The organism is Geodermatophilus sp. SYSU D01105 (assembly GCF_054050095.1).
This window is the reverse complement of sequence record NZ_JBJGYR010000028.1, coordinates 25,997-49,199: the sequence shown is the minus strand read 5'-3', so window position 1 is coordinate 49,199 and position 23,203 is coordinate 25,997. Positions and strand designations below refer to the sequence as shown.

Genomic DNA, 23,203 nt, shown 5'->3' with positions numbered 1-23,203 from the left:
GAGCGCGGAGGCGAGCCGTCAACCCGGCGAGCGAGGAGCAGACCGGGTCCGGAAGGCGACCGTGGGCATCGTCGCCTGACGGGCCCGGGAGCATCGCAGCGAGCACCAGCGAGCCGACAGCGAGTGAGCATCGCAGCGAGCGCCAGCGAGCGAGGAGCGGAGCGAGCGCGGAGGCGAGCCGTCAACCCGGCGAGCGAGGAGCAGACCGGGTCCGGAAGGCGACCGTGGGCATCGTCGCCTGACGGGCCCGGGAGCATCGCAGCGAGCGCCGGCGAGCGAGGAGCAGACCGTCCGGAAGGCGACCGTGGGCATCGTCGCCTGACGATCACACGTCCAACTCGCGGACCGCGCGCGGGGTCCACGCGGTGCCGCCCGTGGCCAGGTCGCGGATCCGCTGGGGCAGGTCGACCAGGTCGGCGCCCTTGATCAGGTAGCCGACGGCGCCGAGGCGCCGGGCCCGGTGGAAGGTCACCAGGCTGAAGCAGCGCGCGTGCACGACGACCCGCGTGGCCGGGGCGGCGTCGAGCAGCTCGCACGCTGCCTGCAGCGGGTCGGTGCCGGGCAGCTCCGGGTCCACGAGGACGACGTCCGGGCGGGCGCGCAGGCCCGCCTCGAGGAGTTCGTCCCCGGTCTCGGCCTCCGCGATGACGGCGATGTCGTCGACGTCGTCCAGGCAGTCGCGCAGGACGCAGCGCAGGACCGGGTGCGCGTCACCCACCAGGAGCGTGGTGACCGGCGCGCGCGGCGGGTCGACGGGCGTCGCGGGCCGGATGAGCCTCATCGTCACGCCCTGGAGACGCCCCGGCGCCGCTCCCATGACGCCGCCCAGGCCAAGGGCGTGCGCCACTGCGGAGCTCACCGGGAGTGGGCGGCGCGGCGACCCTGGCGACCGACCCTCTGGGGTCGGCTGACCCTCGACTCAGGGGTGGGCGTGGCCCCGGTGGTCGGCGTGCTCGCGGTCGGCGTCGTCGCGCTCGGCCTCCTCGGCGGCGTCCCGCCGGCGGTTGCGGCGCAGGTCGACCACCCCGAGCACGAGGGCGGCGCCGATCCCGGCGACGGCCACGGCGAGCCCCGCGGCCGCCGCCGTCGGGTAGTCCTCGCCGGTGGTGCCGAGGACGACGTAGAACAGTCCCGGCAGGGCCGCGGTTCCGATGGCGGCGCCGAAGCGCTGGGCGGTCTGCAGCCCGCCGCCGGCGGCGCCGGCCATCCGGACCGGGACGTCGCGCAGGGTCATGGTGATGTTCGGGGAGATCACGCAGCCACCGCCGATCCCGCCGACCAGCAGCGCCGGCGCGGTCGCCCACCCGGCCGCGCTCGACGGGACGGTGAGCAGCACGGCCGCCACGGAGACCAGGCCGGTGATCACCAGGGCCAGCCCGACCACCGTGATCGCGCGGCCGTACCGCTCGACCAGCCGCCCCGCGACCACCGCCGAGGCCGCGGCACCGAGCGCGAACGGGGTCACCGCCAGGCCCGACTGCAGGGGGGTGTAGTCCAGGCCGATCTGGAAGAACAGGGCGAAGACCAGCCAGATGCCGCTGAACCCGACGAAGTAGACGGTGGCCAGGGCCGCGCCGATGGCGTAGCCCTGCGTCTGCGTGACCAGGCGCGGGTCGAAGACCGGCTCCCCGCCGCGCGCGACGACCCGCCGCTCCCAGGCCACGAACCCGGCCAGCACCGCGGCACCGGCCGGGAACAGCCACCACAGCCGGGCCAGCCCGCCGGCCTCCGCCTGCACCAGCGGCAGGAGCACGGCCAGCGCCCCGACGCCGAGCAGCAGGACGCCACCGACGTCGATGCCACCGTGCCGTCCGGTCCCACCGCGGGGCAGCAGCCGCCAGGCCAGCACGAACGCCACCACACCGATCGGCACGTTGACGTAGAAGATCCACCGCCAGCCGCCTGGGCCCGAGGCCAGCGCCAGGATCAGCCCGCCGACGACGGGACCGACCGCCGTCGAGATGCCCACCGTGGCCCCGAACAGGCCGAACGCCCGGCCGCGCTCGGCTCCGCGGAACAGCTGCTGGATCAGCCCCGAGTTCTGCGGCGCCAGGCACCCCGCGGCCAGCCCCTGGGCGAGCCGGGCGGCGACCAGCAGACCGACCGTGGGCGCGGCTCCGGCCGCGGCGCTGCACACGACGAACAGCGACAGCCCGACCAGGAACAGCCGCCGCCGGCCGAGCGCGTCACCGAGCCGCCCCGCTGGGACCAGCGCCAGCGCGAAGGTCAGCGCGTACCCCGAGACGACCCACTGCACGGTGGCCGGCGACGCTGCGAGGTCGCGCTGCAGCGACGGCAGCGCGACCGACACGATGCTGACGTCGAGCAGGCTCATGAAGCCCACCACGAGGGTCACCCACAGGGCCCGCCAGCGCCGCGGGTCCGGCTGGTAGCCGTCGTCGGCGGCGGGAGCGCCGGAGCGGGCAGCAGGCTGGGTGGTCACGCGGGCGCCTCCGGGGAAGGGCGGAGGCGGGCCGGTCGCTCGCCCTCCGCCCCCGATTCTGCGTCGTCCCGGCCGGGGCTGCCGGGAGGGTCCCTCGGCCCTGGCCGGCTCGCGGCCCGTGCCACCCCAGCCCGTGCCGGCCGACTCCGTACCGGCCGACGATCATGGACCTGGGGTCGCGACACACCCGGGGACGGCGGCGTGTCCCGTCCCCAGGTCCGTGATCGCGGCGGTCGGTCGCACCAGACGGGCCCGACCTCAGCCGCGGGGGGCCTCCACCAGCGGCAGCAGCACCTGGAACCGGGTGTCGCCGGGCCGGGACTGCACCCGCAGGTCGCCGCCGTGCCGGTTCACGACGATCCGCCAGGACACGTCCAGCCCCAGGCCCGTGCCCTGCCCCACCGGCTTGGTGGTGAAGAACGGCTCGAACACGCGGCGGCGGAGGTCCTCGGGGATCCCCGGGCCGGTGTCGGCGACCTCGACCACGGCACAGTCGCCGTCCCGGGCCGTGCGCAGGGTGAGCGTCCCCTCCCCCGCCATGGCGTCGAGGGCGTTGACGACCAGGTTGGTCCACACCTGGTTGAGCTCGCCGGCGTAGGCGGGGACCGCCGGCAGCGACCGGTCGTACTCCTTCACGACGGTGACCCCGGGCGGGATCTTGGCGCTGAGCATCACCAGCGTGGCGTCCAGGCCGGCGTGCAGGTCGGTGGGCTGGTGCGGCGCCCGGTCCAGCTGCGAGTACTGCTTGGCGGCGTCGACCAGCGCGGAGATGCGGCTGGTGCTGTCGGCGATCTCGCCGATCAGCGTCTCGGTCTCCACCGTGTAGGCCAGCCAGCGCAGCGCCGCCTCCAGCGCCGGGGGCTGGACGGCGGCGGCCACCCGGTCGAGGTCGTCCGGCCCGAGCCCCGCCGGCACGAACACGCCGGCCAGCTCCCACGCCCCGCCGATCCCGTGCTCGTCGAGCCAGTCGCCGAGCTCGTCCTCCCTGTCGGCCCGCTCCAGGGCGCTCACCTCGGCGGCGCTGCCCACCCGGGCGACGAGCTCCTCCTGCAGGTCGGTGAGCGCGCGCAGCACCGACGCGTCGAGCGTGCCCGTGGAGAGCAGGGCCAGCTTGTGCCGCATGCCGGCGAAGCGCTCGCGCAGCGAGGCGGCCGCCCGCGACGCCGCCGCGGCGGGGTTGTTCAGCTCGTGGGTGAGGCCTGCGGAGAGCTTGCCGAGGGCGAGCAGCCGTTCCCGCTGGCTGACCAGCTCGGCGATGTTGCGCTGCCCGAAGAACAGCCCCTCCAGCAGGTGCACCGCCATCGGGTACCAGCGCCGGAACACCGCCTCGAACTCGGCGGCGGGCAGCGCGAGGAACCGGCAGTCGGTGACCGCCCGCACCGTGCCCGGGTAGGTCTGGGCGATCCGCTCGCCGATGTAGAACTGCACCGCGCCGGAGTAGACGCCCCGCTGGGAGGTGCGGATGGTCTCGACCTCGGCGCCACCGACGAACCGGACCATGGTCATCTCGCCGTCCAGCAGGACGTAGAAGCACGTCGCCGGCTCGCCCTCCACCGACACGTCCGAGCCGGCCGGGCACTCGACCACGTCGCCGTGCTGGGCCACCCACGCCAGCTGCTCGTCGTCGAGGTCGGCGAAGAGGAACAGCTCGCGCAGCTCGGCCGGGGACAGCCGGCTCGCCGCGGTCGTCACGTCTCCTCCTCGCCGGCGCTCGTCGGACCCGTGCCGGGTCGTGCTGTGCCTCCGGATGACCTCGCGAGCTCGGTCATCTCTCCCCCAGGTACCGGTGCACGAGCGTGACCGCCATGGCGCCCTCCCCCACGGCGGAGGCGACCCGCTTCACGGAGTCCGACCGGACGTCCCCGGCGACGAACACGCCCGGCAGGCTGGACTCGAGCAGGTAGGGGTCGCGGTCCAGCGACCAGCCCGGCGGGCGCTGCCCGTCCTGCACCAGCGCCGGCCCGGTCGGGATGAACCCGCGGTCGTCGCGCTGGACGGCGCCGTCGAGCCAGCCCGTCCGCGGTGCGCCGCCGATGAAGACGAACAGGTGGCTGGCCGGCAGCGTCTCGGTCCCGCCGTCACGCGCGTCGCGGACGGTGATGGCCTCCAGGTGCCCGTCGCCGTGGGCGGCGTCCACGGTGGTGCAGGTGCGCACGCTGATCGCGGGGATCCCGGCGACCTGCTCGATGAGGTAGGCCGACATCGAGGCCTCCAGCGACGGCCCGCGCACCAGCAGGCAGACCGAGCGCGCGTGGCGGGAGAAGAACACCGCGGCCTGGCCGGCGGAGTTGGCGCCGCCGACGATGAACACGTCCCGGTCGGAGCACTCGGCGGCCTCGGTCATCGCCGACCCGTAGTACACGCCGCGGCCGGTGAGGTCGTCGACGCCGGCCACGCCGAGGCTGCGGTAGGAGACGCCGGTGGCGAGGACGACCGCGTGCGCGGCGACCGCGCGGCCGTCGTCGAGCCGCAGCACCCGCTTGGGCCCGTGCGCCTCGAGTGCCACCACGTCACGGGCCATCAACAGCTCGGCGCCGAACTTCACGGCCTGCCGGCGGGCGCGGTCGGCCAGCTGGCCGCCGGAGACGCCGTCCGGGAAGCCGAGGTAGTTCTCGATCCGGCTGCTCTGCCCCGCCTGCCCGCCGGTCGCCTCGCGCTCGACCAGGACCGTGCGCAGCCCCTCCGAGGCGCCGTACACGGCCGCCCCGAGGCCGGCCGGGCCACCGCCGACGACAACCAGGTCGTAGAAGTCCTCGCGCGGCTCGGTGTCCAGGCCCGCGACGGCCGCCAGCTCGGCCTCGCTCGGGTGCCGGAGGACCTGCGCGTCGGAGGTGACCACCAGCGGGACGTCGTCCACCCCCGCGCCGGCGGCGGCCAGGATGCGCTGCCCCTCGGGCTCGTCGGCGCTGTACCAGCGGTAGGGCACGGCGTTGCGGGCCAGGAAGTCCCGGGCCCGGAAGGAGGGCGCCGACCAGCGGTGGCCGACCAGCTTGACCCCCTCGAACCCCGCGTCGGGAGCGGCCCGCCAGGCGTCGATCATGCCGTCGACCACCGGGTAGAGCTTCTCCTCCGGCGGGTCCCACGGCTTGAGCAGGTAGGCGTCGACGTCGACGAGGTTGATCGCCGAGATCGCGGCGTCGGTGTCGGCGTAGGCGGTCAGCAGCGCCCGGCGGGCACGGGGGAACAGGTCCATGGCGCGCTCGAGGAACTCGATACCGTTCATCCCCGGCATCCGGTAGTCGGCGAGCAGCACCGCCACCGGGTCGCCGCGCAGCTTCAGCTCGCGCAGCGCCTCCAGCGCCTCGTCACCCGAGGCGGCGCGGAGCACCCGGAAGTCCTCGCCGTACCGGCGTCTCAGGTCGCGGGCGACGGCGCGGGACACCCCGGGGTCGTCGTCCACGCTGAGCAGGACCGGTCTGCCCATGACGTCCTCCTGTCGGCACCGCCGGGGCACGCCGGGCCCGGCGGTGGTGTCAGGGATGGGTGGGGAACGGGTCACGACTGCGCGGCGCGGGCGGTCGCGGACGCGCGCCACGCTAGTCCGCCGCCGCTCCCCCCGACACCCTCCCCGGCCTACGGTGGGCACCCCAGCCGTCCGGATGGAGGGTGCTGCGATGACCGCGACCCCGGGGATCGACCCGTCGGTGCCACCGAGCGGCACCGGTTGCGTGGAGTGCGAGGCGACCGGCGGCTGGTGGTTCCACCTCCGCCGCTGCGCGCAGTGCGGCCACGTCGGCTGCTGCGACTCCTCGCCGTCCCGCCACGCCCGGGAGCACGCGGCCACCGCGGGCCACCCGGTGGTGCGCAGCTTCGAGCCGGGCGAGGGCTGGTTCTGGGACTTCACCCGCGAGGACGTCGTCGCCGGCCCGGCGCTGGCCCCGCCGCTGCACCACCCCCTGGACCAGCCCGCTCCCGGCCCGCGCGGCCGGGTGCCGGCCGACTGGCGGTCGCGGCTGCACTGAGGGAGGACCCGCCCTCCTGGCACGCCGGGACCGCGGCGCGTCGGGCGCGACGCGCCGGAGTTCCGCCCGATCCCGTTCCGCGCGGCCTGCTGGCGGGGTGCCGCCCGCCCTACCCTCGGTGCGACGGGCGTCTCCCCGCGCCCGCGTCGTCGGAGGCACCGATGGCCGAGTCCCCGCACCTGCCCTCCCGCTCCGGCCCGCCCGCGCCGCGCACGCGTGACCGGCTCCCTTCGCCGCCCGATGCGCACGACGGGTCCACCATCCCGCTGCAGGCCCCCTCTCCGGAGGACGCCGGAGCCGCCCCGCCCGCAGCGGACGCCGGGTCCGGCCCCACCATCCTGGGGTTCCCGGCCGAGCCGCCCGAGGACATGGCGGCCGAACCGCTCCCGGCCGGAGCCGGGTCCGGCCTCGCGCGGTCCGCGGACATCGGGACCGGCGGCGTCGCCGTCGCCGAGCGTCCGCTCCCAGCGGCGACCGACCCGAGGGCGGGCGCCCCCGACGTCACCCGCCGACTGGTCGTGCTCCGGCGCGCCGACCGGGTCGGTGCCGCCGCACTCCTGCTCGCCGGCCTCGCCGCGGGCCTGGCCCTCTGGCTGCCGTGGGGCCGGGGTGCGGGGACGGCCGGTCTGGTGCCGGTCCTGGAGGCGTTCCGCACGCTGGGCGCCGGCACCGGTGAGCTCCCCGGCAGCGACGTCTGGGCGCCCCTCGGGGTCGTGGCCGGCGGTGCCGTCCTCTTTCCCCTGGGGCTGTTCCTCCTGCGCCGCGCGCGCACCCACCGGCTCGTGGGCGTGCTGGCACTGGTCGTCGCGGAGGCCGTGGCCGTGAGCGCCGTCGTCGTCCTCTCCGGTGCCGGGTGGAGCCCCGCCCGGCTCGGCCCCGGCGCGTGGTGCGCCGTCGCCGTCGCGGTCCTCGGGCTGCTGGGTGCGTTGAAGGCGCTGCTGACCACCCCCAGCGTCACGGTCGAGCCCCGCTGAGGTCCCGGACCGCGGGCCGGCGGTCCGGCCGCACTGACGCCGCCGGCGAGGTGCCCTGCGCCACTTGACAGGGAGGTGTGACGGCCAGCACCATTCCTGCAACCGGTTACTGAAACCGGTTGCAGGATCCCTGAAACAGTCGTCCCGGCCGGTTCCGGACCCGCTCCCCAGGCTCCCGGCGCCCCCGGTCGGCACCCGCCACCGACGTCCCCAGCATCGAGGAGGACCACGTGCACGACGTCCTGGTCGAGCCCTCCGGCGCGCACGAGCCGCACCGGCCCAAGACCCCCCGCAAGGCCGCGGTCAGCGCGTGGATCGGCAGCGCGCTGGAGTACTACGACTTCTTCATCTACGGGACCGCGGCCGCGCTGGTCTTCCCGCAGATCTTCTTCCCCGAGGGCAACGAGGCCGCCGCCACGGTGGCCTCGCTGGCCACGTTCGGTGTCGCCTACGTGGCCCGCCCCGTCGGCTCGTTCGTCCTCGGGCACATGGGGGACAAGCTGGGCCGCAAGAAGGTCCTGCTGATCACCCTCTTCGGCATGGGCATCGCGACCTTCCTCATCGGCGTGCTGCCCACCTACGACCAGATCGGCTTCGCCGCCCCGATCCTGCTGCTGGTCCTCCGGATCTGCCAGGGACTGGCCGTGGCCGGCGAGCAGTCCAGCGCCAGCTCCATGTCCCTGGAGCACGCACCGGCCAACCGGCGGGCGTTCTTCACCAGCTTCACGCTCGCCGGCACCCAGTTCGGCCTCATCCTCGCGACCGCGGTCTTCATCCCGATCGCCGCGCTGCCCACCGACGCCCTGCTGTCCTGGGGCTGGCGGATCCCGTTCCTGCTCAGCGCCGTGGTCATGGTGGTCGCCTGGTGGATCCGGCGGTCGCTGCACGAGACGCCCGCGTTCGAGGAGGAGCAGGAGCGGCACGAGGTCCCGCGGACCCCGCTCAAGCAGCTGTTCCGGCACTACCCGACCGACGTGCTCAAGATCGTGTTCGCCGCGCTGGTGTCGACGATCAGCACGATCCTGTCGATCTACAGCCTCACCTACGGCGTCAACACGATCGGCCTGTCCCGGACCAGCCTGCTGTGGATGCTCATCCTTGCCAACGTCGTCGCCCTCGTCGCCATCCCGGTGTGGGGCCGCATCGGCGACCGGATCGGCCGCAAGCCCGTGTTCGTCGTCGGCGCGCTCGGCCCGGCGGTGCTGATCTGGCCGTTCATCTGGTCGGTCAGCCAGGCCGAGCTCGGGCTGGTGTTCCTCTTCGGCATCCTGCTCGGCGGCGTCGCCTACAGCGCCTACGGCGGCGTGGGCTACGCGCTGTGGAGCGAGCAGTTCGACACCCGGGTGCGGATGTCCGGCGTCGCCGTCGGCACCCAGTTCGGGTTCGCGCTGGGCGGGTTCGCGCCGTCCATCGCCGCCGCTCTGGCCGGGCCGTCGCTGGAGAACTGGGTGCCGGTCGCGGTCTTCGCCAGCGCGGCGGCCGTCGTCGCGACCATCGCGGTGCTGACCATGCGGGAGACCCACAAGGTGCCGCTCAACGACCTCGGCCGCGCCTCGGCCCGGGGCACGGAGCCGGCCGCCGCGGCCTGACCGCACCCCCCGCGGAGCGGGCGTCCCCGGAGGACCGGGGGCGCCCGCTCCGTCGTCCCCGGCAGTCCGGGGGCGCCCGCTCCCCTGCGCCGGGGAGCGGGCCGTCGAGGTGGGGTCAGCGCGGGGCGGGGCCGGTGGAGGCGCGCACGATGAGCTCGGTGGCCAGGCTCTCCCGGGTCGGCTCGCCGTCCTCCGGCGCGGGCTCGGCGAGCATCCGGACGGCGGCCGCCCCGGCCTGGGCGACCGGCACCCGGACCGAGGTCAGCGCCGGCCGGGTGAGCGCGGCGATCCAGGTGTCGTCGATCCCGACGACGCTCATCTGCTCGGGGACGCGCACGCCGCGCTCGGTGAGCCGGTTGACCACGCCGAGGGCGATCTGGTCGTTGTAGGCCAGCACGGCGGTGACGTCCTCGGCCAGCACAAGGTCCGCGGCGTGCACACCGGGCTCGAACCGGGGCTGGAAGTGCCCCAGGTCGACCACCTCGAGCCCGCAGCGCCCGGCGGCGGTGTGGAGGGCCCGGTGCCGCTCGGGGGTCACGTAGGACTCCTCGGGCCCGCCCAGGTAGGCCAGTCGCCGGTGGCCGAGGGCGACGAGGTGCTCGACCGCCTGGCCGATGCCCTGGTCGCCCGGGGTCGCCACCGCGGGGACGCCGTCCACCACGCGGCTGACGGTGACCACCGGGGTCAGCGCGGCGACGGCGCGGACGTCGTCCTCGGGCAGCCGGGAGGAGGCCAGCACCAGGCCGTCGACCTGGCGGGCCATGGCGAGGGCGACCTCGAGCTCCTGGCGCACGTGCTCGTCGGAGTCGGCGACGAACAGCGACCGGCCCGCCCGGCGGGCCTCCCGCTGCACCTCCTTGATGAGCGGGGTGAAGAACGGGTTGGCGATGTCGGGGACGATCACCCCGAGGTTGCCGGTGCGGCCCATCGCCAGGCTGCGCGCCACGGGGTTGGGCTGGTAGCCCAGCTCGGCCGCGGCGGCGAAGACCCGGCGCCGGGCCTCCTCGGCGACGACCTCGGGCCGGGCGAACGCCCGCGAGACCGTCGACGGCGAGACCCCGGCGTGCGCCGCCACCATCCGGATGTTCGTCACGCCCTGCTCCCCGTCCCGGTCGGCCTCCGGCACCACGCGGCGCCGCGGCCTCCGATCATGCCGTGGGGCCGTGCAGCAGCCGCCGCAGGTCGCGGCACATCAGGTCCGCGGCGGCCTCGGCGGCCGGCGACACCGACCCGTAGCTGAAGAACCCGTGGTCGAGCGTCGGGAAGTCGCGGAGGACCACCGGGACACCGGCGTCCCGCAGGGCGGCGGCGTACGCCAGCGTGTCGTCGTACAGGAAGTCGTGGGCGCCGATGCCGATGACCGTCGGCGGCAACCCCGCCAGCGACGGCGCGCAGATCGGCGAGACGCGCGGATCGGCGGCCAGCGCGTCGGCGTCCGCCCCGAGGTAGGGCACGCGGACGTCGGCGCTGCTGTCGGCGCGCAGGTCGGTGCCCGGGTAGACGAGGAACACGCCGGCCACCGGGGTGCCGCGGTCGACGAGCTCCCGGGTCAGCACCGCGGCCAGGTTGCCGCCGGCGCTGTCCCCGGCGACCACGAGACGGGCGCGGTCCCCGCCGAACCGGTCGATGTGGGCGAGCACCCAGTCGGCGGCGGCCCGGCAGTCGTCCAGGCCGGCCGGGAACGGGTGCTCGGGGGCCAGCCGGTAGTCCACCTGGACGACGACGGCCCCGGCGGTCACCGCGAGCCGGGCGGCGCTGCCGTGGTGGGAGTCGAGGTCACCGATCACGAACCCGCCGCCGTGGACGTACAGGACCGTGACGTCCGTCGGCTCGACCGGGCGTTGCACGCGGATGCGGACGTCGCCGGCCGGGCCGGGCAGGACGTCGTCGGTCACCGACGCCACCGGGAAGGGCCGCGGCGGGTAGAAGTCGCGGCGCATCACCCTCCCGCGCTCGCGGGCGACCTCGGGCGGGGCCTGGAGCAGCGGCCACATGCCGGTCGCGGCCATCCGCTCCTCCATCTCGGCGGTGTGCGGGTCCAGCGGTCGTGGGTCGCCGAGCCGGCGCTCGGCGAACACCCGGCGGAGGAAGGCGATCGACCGGTCGGTCACCTCCCCCACGACGGGGGCGCCGACGAAGACGTGGTCCCCACCGGTCTCGAGGTACTCCGCATCGACCCGCGCCTCGACCAGCGCCTTGACCAGGATGCGGCTCTGCTCGACGGGCACCAGCCGGTCGTCCACCCCGTGGGCGACGAAGACCGCCGGGCCGTCCGGGCGGACGTACCGCACCGGGGAGAGCTCGTCGCGGGTCCAGGAGGTGTCGCGCAGCAGGACCGCCAAGGGGTCCCCGCCCGCCCCGACCTCCTCGGAGACGACGTCGACCGGCGGGGCCATGGCCGAGAGGTCCGAGGGGCCGTACCAGTCGACGACGGCCTGCACCTCCTGGGACTGCTCCATCGCCTCCCCGGTGCGCGGCTCGGCCTCGATGCGCCGGCACAGCCCCGCGAGGAGGGCCAGGTGGGCGCCGGCCGACTCGCCCCAGAGCGCCACCCGGGAGCCATCGAGGCCGAAGCCGTTGGCCTGCGCGCGCAGCCAGCGGACCGCGGCGAGCACGTCCAGCGCGGCACTGGGGAAGGGCGCCTCGGCGGCCAGGCGGTAGTCCACCAGGGCGACGGCGAAGCCGGCCTCGACGATCCGCTCCACGACCCGCCCGGCGTGCAGGTTCGGCGCCCGGCGTCGGCGGGAGCCGTGCACCCAGCCGCCGCCGTGCACCCACACGACCAGCGGCGCACCCTCGGGGGACCGCTCAGCGGGCACCCGGAGGTCGAGCATCAGCGGCCGGTAGCCCGGGTCGCAGGAGTAGACCAGCGCGTCCCACCGCAGCTCACCGCCGGCGCCGCGCACCGGCGGGTCGAAGGGGAAGGCGGCGGTGCCGTCGGACAGCGGGCCCGGCTCCGGGCGGGCGACGGCGAGCAGGTCGGCGGACTCGGGCACGGGGCGTCTCCTCGGGCGCTGGGGGACCCGCCCGCCAAGGACGGCGGCCCGGGCGCTCGACGCGACTATGCAACCGGTGTCATCGACTGTCAACGCACCTCCGCCGAGGCGCCGAACGCCGACCGCCCCTGCCGTTGACACCGGTTGCATCGTGTTTCAGACTCGACGGTGACGGTGCAGCGGGTCACACCCGCCCCCGACCGCTCCCCCGTGGAGCCCGAGCCCCGGGAGACCCCCTGTCCTCCACCGCGCTCCCTGCCCCCGCCGACCGGCCCGGCGTCCTCGTCGGCCTGGTCGGCACCGGGATCGGTCCCTCGCTGACCCCGCCCCTGCACGAGCGCGAGGCCGACCAGCTCGGCCTCCGCTACCTCTACCGCCGGCTGGACCTCGACCGGCTGCGCCGGCCCGCCACCGCGATCGGCGAGGTCCTGGCCGCGGCCCGGCTGGCCGGCTACGACGGCCTCAACGTCACCCACCCGTGCAAGCAGCTCGTCCTGCCGCACCTCGACGAGCTCTCGCCCGACGCCGAGGCCCTGGGCGCGGTCAACACCGTCGTCCTGCACGAGGGTCGGGCGGTCGGGCACAACACCGACTGGTCGGGCTTCGCGCGCGCCTTCGACCGCGGCCTCCCCGACGCCGCGCTGGACCGGGTGGCGCTGCTGGGCGCCGGCGGCGCCGGGGCCGCGGTCGCCCACGCGCTGCTCACCCTGGGCACCGCCCGGCTGACCATCGTGGACGTCGACGTGCAGCGCGCGGTGGAGCTGGCCGGCTCCCTGAGCGAGCGGTTCGGCACGGCGCGGGCCGCCGGCGGCGGCCTCGCCACCCTCCCGGTCGCGCTGGCCGACGCCGACGGGCTGGTGCACGCCACCCCCACCGGCATGGCCGCCCACCCGGGCCTCCCGCTGGACGCCGGCCTGCTGCGGCCGGACCTGTGGGTCGCCGACATCGTCTACCGCCCGCTGGAGACGCAGCTGGTGCGCACCGCCCGCGACCTCGGCTGCCGGGTGCTCGACGGCGGCGGCATGGCCGTCTTCCAGGCCGTCGACGCCTTCCGGCTGTTCACCGGGGTCGAGCCCGACGCCGAGCGGATGCTCGCGCACTTCACCTCGCTGGTCTCCGGCCCCGATGTCCGCATCGCCTGAGCGGCGCCGCCGCGCGATCGCGACGGTCTGCCTCTCGGGGACCCTCGAGGACAAGCTGAGCGCGGCCGCGGCGGCCGGCTTCGACGGCGTGGAGGTCTTCGAGCCCGACCTCGTCGCCGCCCCCTGGTCCCCCGCGGAGCTGGCCGCGCGCTGCGCCGACCTGGGCCTGTCGATCGACCTGTACCAGCCCTTCCGGGACCTGGACTCCACCGACCCCAGCCGCTTCGCCCGCAACCTGCGGCGGCTGGACCGCAAGCTCGACGTCATGGCCGCCCTGGGCGTCGACACCGTGCTGATCTGCTCCTCCGTCGCCCCGGACGCCGTCGCCGACCCCGACGCGCTCGCCGAGCAGCTGGCCACCGCGGCGGCCCGTGCCGGCGAGCGGGGCGTGCGGATCGCCTACGAGGCCCTGGCCTGGGGCACGCACGTGTCCACGTGGGAGGCGTCCTGGGACGCCGTCCGCCGGGCCGACTCCCCCGCCCTCGGGCTGTGCCTGGACAGCTTCCACGTGCTGTCGCGGGGCGGGGACCCGGCCGGCTTCCTCGACGTGCCGGCCGAGAAGTTGTTCTCCCTCCAGCTGGCCGACGCTCCGAAGCTGCGGATGGACGTCCTCCAGTGGAGCCGCCACCACCGGCTCTTCCCCGGCCAGGGCGCGTTCGACCTGCCGACCTTCCTCGGGTGCGTGCTGGCCGCCGGCTACGCCGGGCCGCTGTCGCTGGAGGTCTTCAACGACGTGTACCGGCAGGCCGACCCCGCCCGGACGGCGGTGGACGCGATGCGGTCGCTGCAGTGGCTGGAGGAGGCGCTCGCGCTCCGCTCCCCGGGGACGGACCTGCCCGCGCCGCCACCTGCGCCCGCGCTCTCCGGGTGGTCGTTCACCGAGCTCGCGGTCGACGCCGTCTCCGGGCCGCAGGTGGCGGGGGTGCTCGGCGCGCTCGGGTTCACCCACACCGGCCAGCACCGCTCGAAGCCGGTGCAGCTGTGGGAGCAGGGCGGGGCGCGGGTGCTGCTGAACGCCTTCGACACCCGGGCCGACGCCGTCCGCCCGTCGGCCACCGGCGTCGCCGCGGTCGCGGCCCTGGGTCTGGAGAGCGAGGACCCCGGGCGGTCGGCGGCGCGGGCCGAGGCGATGAGCGCTCCGGTCCTGCCGCGCACCCGGGGTGCGGCGGAGGCCGAGCTGTCCGCGGTCGCCGCTCCCGACGGCACGCAGGTCTTCTTCACCCGGACCGGGCCCGACGGCTGGCCGGCGGACTTCCTGCCCACCGGCGCGACCGCCGGCGCGGGCACCGGCCTGACCCGGGTCGACCACGTCGGCCTCACCCAGCCCTTCGACGCCTTCGACGAGGCCGGGCTGTTCTACCGGGCGGTGCTGGGCCTGGAGCCGCAGGAGGTCACCGAGCTGGCGGCTCCCTTCGGCCTGGTGCGCACCCGGGCGGTCGCCGGCCCGGACCGGGCGGTGCGGCTGGCGCTGTCGGTCTCGGCGCTGCGCCGCGGCGGGTGGGCGCCGGGCGTCCCCGAGCCGCAGTACGTCGCCTTCGCCACCGACGACATCGTCGCGACCGCCCGCGCGCTGCGGGCGGCCGGTGCGCCGCTGCTGCCGGTGCCGGCGAACTACGCCGACGACCTCGAGGCGCGGCTCGACCTGCCCGCGGACCTGCTGGCCGCGATCCGCGAGCACGGGCTGTTCTACGAGGAGGACCCGCACGGCGGGTACCTGCACCTGGCCACCGAGGTGCTCGGCGACCGCGTCTTCGTCGAGGTCGTGCAGCGGCTGGGCGGCTACGACGGCTACGGCACCACCGACGCACCGGTCCGGATGGCCGCGCACCGCCGGCTGCGGCAGGCCACCGTCGTCCCCCGGTAGGGCCGCCGCCACCCGCCAGCGGAGTGGGGAGGCGCGCGCTCCGCTACCTGTGGCGGGTCTCCGGGAAGAGCAGGTCGACGAAGCGCTGCGCGGTCGGCTGCGGCTCGTGGTTGGCCAGTCCGGGGCGCTCGTTGGCCTCGATGAAGACGTGCTCGGGCCCGTCGAGGTCCGGGACCATGAAGTCCAGCCCCGTGACCGGGATGCCGATCGCCCGGCTGGCCCGCACGGCCGCCTGTGCGATCTCCGGGTGCAGCCGCGCGGTGACGTCCTCGATCGTCCCGCCGGTGTGCAGGTTCGCCGTCCGGCGCACGCGGACCCGCTCCCCCGCGGGCGGGACGCCGTCCATCGCGTACCCGGCCGCGGCGACGACCTCCGCGGTGACCTCGTCGAGCGGGATGCGCGACTCCCCGCCGGTGGCCCGCTCCCGGCGGCGGCTGGTCTCGCGGATCAGCGCCGTGACGTCGGAGTGCCCGTCCCCCACGACCTCGGCCGGACGGCGGACGGCGGCGGCGACCACCTCGTGGTCGATGACGACCACCCGCAGGTCCTCCCCCGGCACCAGCTCCTCGACGAGCACGTCCGGGCAGTGCCGCAGGGCCAGGTCCACCGCCCGCTCCAGCCCGGCCGGGTCGGTCACGCCGACGGTGATGCCCTTCCCCTGCTCACCGCGGGCCGGCTTGACGACCACCTGCCCGACCCGGCCGAGCAGGGCCAGCGCGGCGGTGAGGTCCCCGCAGGTCGCCTCCGCACCGAGCGCCACCCGGACGCCGGCGCGCTCGACGACCCGCCGGGTCACCCGCTTGTCGTCGCAGCGGCTCATCGCCACCGCCGTCGTCAGCTCCGAGAGGCTCTCGCGGGTCAGCAGGCTGCGCCCTCCGAGGGACAGCCGCATCTCCCCGGAGGCGGCGTCGGTGACCTCCACGCGGATGCCGCGGCGCAGCGCCTCGTCCGCGAGGATCCGGGCGTAGGGGTTGAGCGCGTCCAGACCGGGTGGGCCGGCCACGAACAGCGGCGCGTTGATCGAGTTCTTCCGCTTGACGGCGACCGCCGAGACCTGCCGGAAGCCGAGCTTGCGGTAGAGGGCGATGGCCGCGGCGTTGTCGTGCAGGACCGACAGGTCCAGGTAGGCCCGGCCGCGGGCCACGAAACGCTCGGCCAGCACCCGCAGCAGGGCCTCACCGGTGCCCGGCGGGGCGCTCTGCGGGTCCACCGCCAGGCACCACAGGCTGCTGCCGCCCTCCGGGTCGCCGAAGGCCAGGACGTGGTCCACCCCGGTCACCGTGCCGACGACCCGCCCGGTGCGCCGGTCCTCGGCGACCAGGTGGGTGACCGTGCGGCCGTGCTGGTTCCGCCACGTGGTCGCCCGGTCGCCGGTGACCATGCCGGCCGTGCGGTGGATCCGCTCCATCTCGATGACGTCGGCCGGACAGGTCACCGTCCGGACGAACACGCCCTCGATGAGGTCCCGCCGGGCCCGGTAGCGGTGCAGGTCGAGCCGGAAGGTGTAGCTGGGGTCGATGAACAGCTCGTCGGGAGCCAGCCCGACCAGCACCTGGGGGTCCCGCGGGTAGAGGCAGATGTCCCGGCGGCCGGGACCCTCGTGCCGGAGCACGTCCACGATGCCGTGCAGGTCCGAGAACGTCTGACCGAAGACCAGCCGCCCCCAGCCCAGGTCGAGGGCGACGCCGGGCCGCATGCCGCGCAGCTGGTGCTCCGACGGCGGCTGCCAGGAGTGGCCGGTCAGCGGCGCCGGGACCCCGCCGGGCGGCCGGCGGCGGACCGCGGGTCGCATCACCACGACCCACCTGCCGGGGCCGGGCGCCGCGGGGGGCGGGGTGTCGTCAGGAGCAGACCGGCGGGCATGGGGTCATCCCTCGGGGGAGGCGGCCCGTGGCTCCGAGGCGCACGGACGCTTGGCTGCGCCGCGCGGGGTTCGCGCGCGAGCGGTCCTCCGACTCGTGGCGGCGGTTTGCACCGGGCCGGGTCGACTGCCCCTGCCCCGACCAGACCCTTCCGAAACACGGTCGTAACAGAGTTGGGGGGCGCGCCGGGCTCGGGTGTCAGATCCCCCCGAGGTGGGCCATGATGGGTCCGCTCGCAGCCTCCGAGCTCCCCCCGCCGCGGTCGGCGGCCTCCTGCAGGGACGCGCCCATGAGCCACTCCCCCAGCACTCCGAGTCCGGGCCGCGCGCGGCCCGACCGTCGTCGGGGTGCGACCTCGTGACCGCCATCGCGCCCCGGCCGATCGTCAGCCGGCCGAGCGACGTGCCGGCGGCGGCGAAGGGCTCGCGGCTGTCGAACCTGTTGCGGACCACCGACCACAAGACGATCGGCCTCATGTACCTGGTCACGTCGTTCGTGTGGTTCATCATCGGCGGCTTCATGGCGATGCTGATGCGCGGCGAGCTGGGCCGGCCGGGGCTGCAGTACCTCTCGCCCGAGCAGTACAACCAGCTGGTCACCATGCACGGCACGGTGATGCTGCTGTTCTTCGCGACGCCGCTGTTCTTCGCGTTCGGCAACCTGATCATGCCGCTGCAGATCGGCGCCCCCGACGTCGCCTTCCCGCGGCTGAACGCCTTCTCCTACTGGCTGTTCCTGTTCGGCAGCACGATCGCCGTCGCCGGGTTCGCCACCCCGGGCGGGGCGGCCGACTTCGGCTGGTACGCCTACACGCCGCTGTCCGACGTCACCAACAGCCCCGGCGCCGGGGCGAACCTGTGGATCGCCGGCCTGGCCGTCTCCGGCCTGGGCACCATCCTGGGCGCGGTCAACTTCATGACCACGATCGTCTGCCTCCGCGCGCCCGGCATGACGATGTTCCGGATGCCGATCTTCGTCTGGAACACGCTGGTCACCAGCATCCTCGTGCTCTTCGCGTTCCCGATCCTCACCGCGGCGCTGTTCGCCCTGCTCGCCGACCGGCAACTGGGTGCGCTGGTGTACACGGAGGAGAACGGGGGGCCGATGCTGTGGCAGCACCTGTTCTGGTTCTTCGGCCACCCCGAGGTCTACATCATCGCGCTCCCGTTCTTCGGCATCGTCACCGAGATCATCCCGGTGTTCAGCCGCAAGCCGCTGTTCGGCTACAAGGGCATGGTCTTCGCGACCATCGCGATCGGGGCGCTGTCCCTGTCGGTGTGGGCGCACCACATGTTCGCCACCGGCGCGGTGCTGCTGCCCTTCTTCTCGTTCCTGACCTACCTGATCGCGGTGCCGACCGGCATCAAGTTCTTCAACTGGATCGGCACCATGTGGCGGGGGCAGCTGACCTTCGAGACGCCGATGCTGTGGTCGGTCGGCTTCCTGGTCACCTTCCTCCTCGGCGGGCTGACCGGCGTCCTGCTGGCGTCCCCGCCGCTGGACTTCCACCTCAACGACAGCTACTTCGTCGTCGCACACTTCCACTACGTCGTCTTCGGCACCGTCGTGTTCGCGGCCAACGCCGGCATCGCCTTCTGGTTCCCGAAGATGTGCGGGCGGATGCTCGACGAGCGGCTCGGGAAGCTGCAGTTCTGGATGACCTTCATCGGGTTCCACGGCACGTTCCTCATCCAGCACTGGCTGGGCAACGTGGGCATGCCGCGCCGGTACGTCAACTACCTGCCCACCGACGGCTGGACCACGCTGAACACGATCTCGACGATCTTCTCGTTCGTGCTCGGTGCCTCGATCGTGCCGTTCCTCTACAACGTGGTCCGCTCCTGGCGGCACGGCCCGCTGGCGCTGCGCGACGACCCCTGGGGCCACGGCAACTCCCTGGAGTGGGCGACCTCTTCGCCCCCGCCGCGGCACAACTTCACCGAGATCCCGAAGATCCGCTCCGAGCGGCCGGCGTTCGAGGCGCACTACCCGCACCTGATCGACCGCCTGGAGCGCGAGAAGCACGTCGGCGGCCGGCACGAGCCCTACGCCGGCGTCAGCGAGGTCGGGCTCAGCGGCGGCGAGCGCCAGGGCTCCCGCGACCCCGACCCGACCTGAGCCGGCTCCCGTGACCTCCGGGCGGCGGACCGCACGCCCCTCGACCCGGTCGGGGGGCACCGCCCGCGGGTCCCGGCAGCACCTCCTCCGGGCCGCCGGCACGACCGGCCCGCGCCGTGTCGACGGCCCGGACGCCGAGGACCGCCGGCGGCGCGAGCGGGAGGCCCTGGCCGACCTGCGCGACGCGCTGGAGCGCGACGACCCGGAGCTGAGCCGCTCCTTCGGTGCCCTGGCCCGCCCACACCCCGGCCGGTGGCTCGCCGGGCTGGCCGGGTGCGCGGTCCTCGTCGGCGCCGCGTTCGCGGTGCTCGGCATCCGGGCGGTCGGCGTCCTGGGCCTGGTGCTGGTGCTCGGCGCCCCGGTCCTCGTGTGCCTCGCCTGTGGGGGCGGCGACGAGCCGGTGGAGGGAGGCCCGCCGCCGACGTGAGGGCGCCGACCCCCCGCGTCAGCCCGTGACGGGGACGAGCCGGGCGGGCCCCGCCGGTGGACGCGTGCCGGCTGCGCGGGCGACCTCGGCCACGCCCTGCGCGGCCACGGCCCACCGCTGCGCCGCCGGCTCCCCGCGCAGCACGGTCAGGGCGGCGGCGAGCAGCTGGAGACCGCCCGAGGCCTCGAGGTTGAGGTGGACCGGGAGCGGGATCCTGCGCAGGACGCCGCCCGGGTGGTCGGTGAGCAGCGCGTCGGCGACCCCGAACGCCCCGAAGGCCGCCAGCAGCCTGCGCGTCCGCGGGCTCCAGCCGAGCACCCGGGGCAGCACGAGCAGCGACGGTGCGGTGAGGTGGTCGAGCACCGCGTGAGCCCCGGCCCGCAGCCGCCCGCGCGGCGCCAGCGGATCGCCGGCCGACGGGCTCGGGACGACGACACCGTCGGCGTCAGGCCGCAGCTCGTCGTCCAGGAAGGCCTGCACCAGCCGGGCGGACACGTCCGGAGCCGAGTAGTGGAGGTTGTGGGCGGCGCCCTCCAGCACGACGAGGCGGCCGTCGGGCAGGAGCCGGGTGAACTCCTCGGCCCACGCCTGGGACAGCGTCTGGTCGTACTGCCCGCGGACGACCAGCGTGGGGACGCCGACGTCGGGCAGCCGGGCCTCGATCGGGTCGTCCACGGTGCGCACCAGTTGCTGCACCATCCGCGCGATGCCGGTCGACAGGTACTCGACCTGGAACAGCGGCTGCAGCGAGGGCACCTCGAAGACCATGTTGCGCACCACCCGCGGGTACTGCTTCCACGGCCTCCGGTACGCGGGGTCGGGCGTCGGGCCGGACAGGACCAGCCGCTGTACCCGTTCCGGAGCCCGCACGGCCAGCTCGACGGCGACCTGGACGCCGACCGAGTTGCCGAAGAAGACCGCGCGGCTGACGCCACACGCGTCGAGCCAGGCCAGCAGGTCCTCGGTCTGGCGGCGCACGTCCGGGCCGGCGGGCCACCGGCGGCCGGCCGGACGGGGCGACCGGCCGAAGCCGGGGAGGTCCGGGACGAGCACGCGGTGGCCGAGCTGGGCCAGCCGCGCCCCCAGCGGGACCAGGTAGCGGCTGGACAGGCCGAGGCCGTGCAGGAGGACGACCGGGACGCCGCCGCCCTCGGCGGTCCCGTCCCACGTCCGTGCGTGCACACGTCCGAGGTCGGGGACGTCGGTCCAGACGCTGCGGGGGGCGGGGAGTGGCACGGGGCTCCTGAGGGGGCGGGGGGCCGGCTCGGCCGGCCACGCATCCGCCCCTGGCTGGACGTGCACCCGTCCTGCCCACTCAGGGCCCGAGCGACACCCGAGGACTCAGCGGCTCAGGTGCGTGTCGAGGAAGCGGAGGATGCGCGCCCAGGCGTCCTCGGCCGACGGGTGGTGGTACCCGAGCCCGGCGACCCGCTCCAGGACGGCGAACGGGCCCACGTTGTGCCGGTTGAGGAAGGAGTGCCCGGCGTCGGGGTACTCGTGGACGTCGTGCGGGACCCCGTGCCGGGTGAGGACCCCCTCCAGCCGCTCGGCCGCCCCCCGCAGCACCCGGTCGCGCCGGCCGAAGCTGGCCACCACCGGGCAGGCGCCGGCGAGCACCTCCTCGGCGTCCTTCGGCAGCATCCCGTAGTTGGGCGCGGAGACGTCGAAGCCGCGGGTGGCGGCCAGCAGCGCGAAGCCCCCGCCCATGCAGAAGCCGACGATCCCCACCCGGCCGGTGCAGTCCGGCCGGTCGGCCAGCCACCGGCGGGCGGCCTCGAGGTCGCCGAACGCCGCGCCGTCCTGCCGGAGGAGGTCGCCGAACGTGCGTTTGAGACAGCGCAGCCCGCCGGCGGTGAACAGGTCCGGGGCCACGGCCAGGTACCCCGCGGCGGCCAGCCGGTCGGCGTGCGCCCGGACGTCGTCGGTGAGCCCGAACGCCTCGTGGACGACCACCACGCCCGGCCACGGGCCCTCCCCCACCGGAGGCACGGCCAGGTGGGCACGCAGCTGCGGGGCGCTCACCGCGCCGGGGATCGTGCTCTCGGGCACCAGGGTCTCCCTCCGCCGGGAGACGGACGCTACCGACCGACCCGCCTCGGCTGCGGCGGGTCCTGCCGGGGCTCACCGGGTGCGAGGGCGTGCGGGAGCAGCGGCGGGCGATGGGTGCGCCGGCTGGAGGGCGCGCAGCGCCGCGAGTACCGCCGGCTGCCGGCCCGGGCCCGCGGAACCGCAGGCTGCAACCACGCTCCGCGAGGTGGAGCCGCGGCGCGTGCCGGGGCTTCCCTCGCGCGGTCGGCGGCGGGAGAGTCGGTCGTCCCACGCCGTCGAGGAGGACTCGTGATGAGCTCAGCCACGGGCACCGACCCCACCTTCTACCGCAGCGCAGCCGAGGCGATCGCCGCGCCGACCGAGCGGCTGGCCTACGTCGTCGCGTTCGACCGGGCCGGGGAGCGGCCCGACGCGCTCACCGTCGTCGACACCGACGCGGACTCCCCCACCTACGGGCAGATCGTCGGCTGGGCGGACCTGCCCACCGTCGGCGACGAGCTGCACCACTTCGGCTGGAACGCCTGCTCCAGCGCGCTCCGGCACGAGGGACACGACATGGGCTCCGACGGGTTGCAGCGCCGCTACCTGCTCCTCCCCGGCCTGCGCAGCTCGAACATCCACGTGTACGACACGCAGCCCGACCCGCGCCGGCCCACGCTGCACAAGACGATCGAGGCCCGGGAACTGGCGGAGAAGGCCGGCTACTCCCGGCCGCACACGCTCCACTGCGGGCCGGACGGCGTCTTCCTCACCTGCCTGGGCAGCGCGGACGACGGCGACGGGCCCGGGGGGATCGCCCTCCTGGACCACTCGACCTTCGACGTCCTGCGGGCGTGGGAGACCGACCGGGGGCCGCAGTACCTGGCCTACGACGCCTGGTGGCACCTCAACCAGAACACGCTGGTCTCCAGCGAGTGGGGCACGCCGTCCATGGTGGAGGACGGGCTGGTGCCCGAGCTCCTCCTCGGCGGGAGGTACGGGCACCAGCTGCACTTCTGGGACCTGGCGGAGGGCCGGCACCGGCAGACGGTGGACCTCGGGGCGGAGCACCAGATGGTGCTGGAACTGCGGCCCTCGCACGACCCGGACGCCACCTGGGGCTTCGTCGGCGTGGCCGTCTCCACCGCCGACCTGTCGGCGTCGGTGTGGCGCTGGTTCCGCGACGGCGACCAGTGGAGGGCCGAGGAGGTCATCACCATCCCGCCCGAGCCGGCCGACCCCGACGACCTGCCTCCCGCGCTCGAGCCGTTCTCCGCGGTGCCGCCGCTGGTCACCGACATCGACCTGTCGGTCGACGACCGGATGCTCTACGTCTCCTGCTGGGGCACCGGGGAGCTCAAGCAGTTCGACGTCTCCGATCCCGCCGCACCCCGGGAGGTCGGCTCGGTGCGCCTCGGCGGCATCGTCCGGCGCACCCCACACCCCGCTGTGCCGGACGAGCCGCTGGCCGGTGGTCCGCAGATGGTCGAGGTCAGCCGGGACGGGCGGCGCGTGTACGTGACCAACTCCCTCTACGGCGCGTGGGACGACCAGTTCTTCCCGTCCGGCGTCGGCTCGTGGATGGCGAAGATCGACGCCGATCCGCAGGACGGCGGCATGAGCCTCGACGAGCGCTTCTTCCCGCACGGCGAGGACTGGCGCGGCCTGCGGCCCCACCAGACGCGACTGCAGGGCGGCGACGCCTCCTCGGACTCGTACTGCTACCGCTGAGTCCTGCTGCTGCTGAGCCCCTGCCCCCGAGCCCTACCCCTCCGACCCCTGCCCTGCTGGCGTCCGC

The 23,203-nt window shown here is 75.3% G+C and carries 17 protein-coding genes; 8 read left to right on the top strand and 9 right to left on the bottom strand.

From position 1 onward, the window contains the following. Positions 1–325: 325 nt before the first annotated feature. The 4 genes from ACI79I_RS21485 to ACI79I_RS21470 all read right to left on the bottom strand — a co-directional run bounded on the left by ACI79I_RS21485 (position 326) and on the right by ACI79I_RS21470 (position 5,867). Positions 326–781, bottom strand: a complete 456-nt coding sequence (locus tag ACI79I_RS21485; RefSeq protein ID WP_456994354.1) for a response regulator — start codon at positions 779–781, stop codon at positions 326–328. A 138-nt stretch (positions 782–919) separates the two neighbouring features. Then, the gene (locus ACI79I_RS21480) at positions 920–2,443 is read right to left on the bottom strand and encodes an MFS transporter (RefSeq protein ID WP_456994353.1); all 1,524 of its coding nucleotides are present in this window, start codon (positions 2,441–2,443) and stop codon (positions 920–922) included. Between the two features lie 258 nt (positions 2,444–2,701). Beyond that, positions 2,702–4,135 (bottom strand): ATP-binding protein, encoded by a 1,434-nt coding sequence (locus ACI79I_RS21475; RefSeq protein ID WP_456994352.1) that lies wholly within the window; start codon positions 4,133–4,135, stop codon positions 2,702–2,704. Between the two features lie 73 nt (positions 4,136–4,208). Then, positions 4,209–5,867, bottom strand: a complete 1,659-nt coding sequence (locus tag ACI79I_RS21470) for an FAD-dependent oxidoreductase (protein ID WP_456994351.1) — start codon at positions 5,865–5,867, stop codon at positions 4,209–4,211. A 190-nt stretch (positions 5,868–6,057) separates the two neighbouring features. On the opposite strand from ACI79I_RS21470, the gene ACI79I_RS21465 reads away from it, so the two are divergent. From ACI79I_RS21465 to ACI79I_RS21455, 3 genes are all read left to right on the top strand, one after another. After that, positions 6,058–6,405: a UBP-type zinc finger domain-containing protein gene (locus tag ACI79I_RS21465; RefSeq protein WP_456994350.1), complete on the top strand. Its 348-nt coding sequence runs from the start codon at positions 6,058–6,060 to the stop codon at positions 6,403–6,405. A 161-nt stretch (positions 6,406–6,566) separates the two neighbouring features. Continuing rightward, complete coding sequence (locus ACI79I_RS21460; RefSeq protein WP_456994349.1) at positions 6,567–7,379, top strand: hypothetical protein; 813 nt, start codon at positions 6,567–6,569, stop codon at positions 7,377–7,379. 230 nt (positions 7,380–7,609) lie between these two features. Continuing rightward, complete coding sequence (locus tag ACI79I_RS21455) at positions 7,610–8,968, top strand: MFS transporter (protein ID WP_456994348.1); 1,359 nt, start codon at positions 7,610–7,612, stop codon at positions 8,966–8,968. 115 nt (positions 8,969–9,083) lie between these two features. Here ACI79I_RS21455 and ACI79I_RS21450 read toward each other — a convergent pair whose 3' ends face one another. Then, the gene (locus ACI79I_RS21450) at positions 9,084–10,061 is read right to left on the bottom strand and encodes a LacI family DNA-binding transcriptional regulator (protein ID WP_456994347.1); all 978 of its coding nucleotides are present in this window, start codon (positions 10,059–10,061) and stop codon (positions 9,084–9,086) included. Between the two features lie 55 nt (positions 10,062–10,116). Then, complete coding sequence (locus ACI79I_RS21445; RefSeq protein WP_456994346.1) at positions 10,117–11,964, bottom strand: alpha/beta hydrolase fold domain-containing protein; 1,848 nt, start codon at positions 11,962–11,964, stop codon at positions 10,117–10,119. A 134-nt stretch (positions 11,965–12,098) separates the two neighbouring features. Here ACI79I_RS21445 and ACI79I_RS21440 point away from each other — a divergent pair, with 134 nt between their 5' ends. Then, on the top strand, positions 12,099–13,106 hold the full coding sequence (locus tag ACI79I_RS21440) for a shikimate dehydrogenase (protein WP_456994345.1): 1,008 nt from the start codon (positions 12,099–12,101) through the stop codon (positions 13,104–13,106). Continuing rightward, the gene (locus ACI79I_RS21435) at positions 13,090–14,970 is read left to right on the top strand and encodes a bifunctional sugar phosphate isomerase/epimerase/4-hydroxyphenylpyruvate dioxygenase family protein (protein ID WP_456994344.1); all 1,881 of its coding nucleotides are present in this window, start codon (positions 13,090–13,092) and stop codon (positions 14,968–14,970) included. The genes ACI79I_RS21440 and ACI79I_RS21435 overlap by 17 nt, the downstream gene beginning before the upstream one ends. Before the next feature lie 43 nt (positions 14,971–15,013). Here the strand turns inward: ACI79I_RS21435 and ngg are convergent, their stop codons facing one another. Further along, positions 15,014–16,762, bottom strand: a complete 1,749-nt coding sequence (gene ngg, locus ACI79I_RS21430) for an N-acetylglutaminylglutamine synthetase (protein ID WP_456994361.1) — start codon at positions 16,760–16,762, stop codon at positions 15,014–15,016. A 427-nt stretch (positions 16,763–17,189) separates the two neighbouring features. Between ngg and ctaD the strand changes: the two genes are divergently transcribed. Both ctaD and ACI79I_RS21420 read left to right on the top strand, forming a co-directional pair. Continuing rightward, positions 17,190–18,950 carry an aa3-type cytochrome oxidase subunit I gene (gene ctaD / locus ACI79I_RS21425; protein WP_456994343.1) on the top strand — a complete coding sequence of 587 codons (1,761 nt, stop codon included), beginning with the start codon at positions 17,190–17,192 and terminating at the stop codon, positions 18,948–18,950. 10 nt (positions 18,951–18,960) lie between these two features. Then, complete coding sequence (locus ACI79I_RS21420) at positions 18,961–19,377, top strand: DUF3040 domain-containing protein (protein WP_456994342.1); 417 nt, start codon at positions 18,961–18,963, stop codon at positions 19,375–19,377. An 18-nt stretch (positions 19,378–19,395) separates the two neighbouring features. On the opposite strand, the gene ACI79I_RS21415 is transcribed toward ACI79I_RS21420, so the two are convergent. Continuing rightward, entirely contained in the window at positions 19,396–20,613 is a 1,218-nt protein-coding gene (locus ACI79I_RS21415; protein ID WP_456994341.1) for an alpha/beta fold hydrolase, read from the bottom strand. 105 nt (positions 20,614–20,718) lie between these two features. Next, complete coding sequence (locus ACI79I_RS21410) at positions 20,719–21,426, bottom strand: dienelactone hydrolase family protein (protein ID WP_456994340.1); 708 nt, start codon at positions 21,424–21,426, stop codon at positions 20,719–20,721. A gap of 291 nt (positions 21,427–21,717) precedes the next feature. Here ACI79I_RS21410 and ACI79I_RS21405 point away from each other — a divergent pair, with 291 nt between their 5' ends. Beyond that, positions 21,718–23,136 (top strand): selenium-binding family protein, encoded by a 1,419-nt coding sequence (locus ACI79I_RS21405; RefSeq protein ID WP_456994339.1) that lies wholly within the window; start codon positions 21,718–21,720, stop codon positions 23,134–23,136. Positions 23,137–23,203 lie beyond the last annotated feature (67 nt).

Bases quoted from the DNA above. Each gene is read 5' to 3' on its own strand.
- ACI79I_RS21460 (WP_456994349.1), top strand. From the start codon at position 6,567: ATGGCCGAGTCCCCGCACCTGCCCTCCCGCTCCGGCCCGCCCGCGCCG.
- ACI79I_RS21470 (WP_456994351.1), bottom strand. From the start codon at position 5,867: ATGGGCAGACCGGTCCTGCTCAGCGTGGACGACGACCCCGGGGTGTCC.
- ngg (WP_456994361.1), bottom strand. From the start codon at position 16,762: ATGCGACCCGCGGTCCGCCGCCGGCCGCCCGGCGGGGTCCCGGCGCCG.
- ACI79I_RS21465 (WP_456994350.1), top strand. From the start codon at position 6,058: ATGACCGCGACCCCGGGGATCGACCCGTCGGTGCCACCGAGCGGCACC.
- ACI79I_RS21485 (WP_456994354.1), bottom strand. From the start codon at position 781: ATGAGGCTCATCCGGCCCGCGACGCCCGTCGACCCGCCGCGCGCGCCG.
- ACI79I_RS21405 (WP_456994339.1), top strand. From the start codon at position 21,718: ATGAGCTCAGCCACGGGCACCGACCCCACCTTCTACCGCAGCGCAGCC.
- ACI79I_RS21435 (WP_456994344.1), top strand. From the start codon at position 13,090: ATGTCCGCATCGCCTGAGCGGCGCCGCCGCGCGATCGCGACGGTCTGC.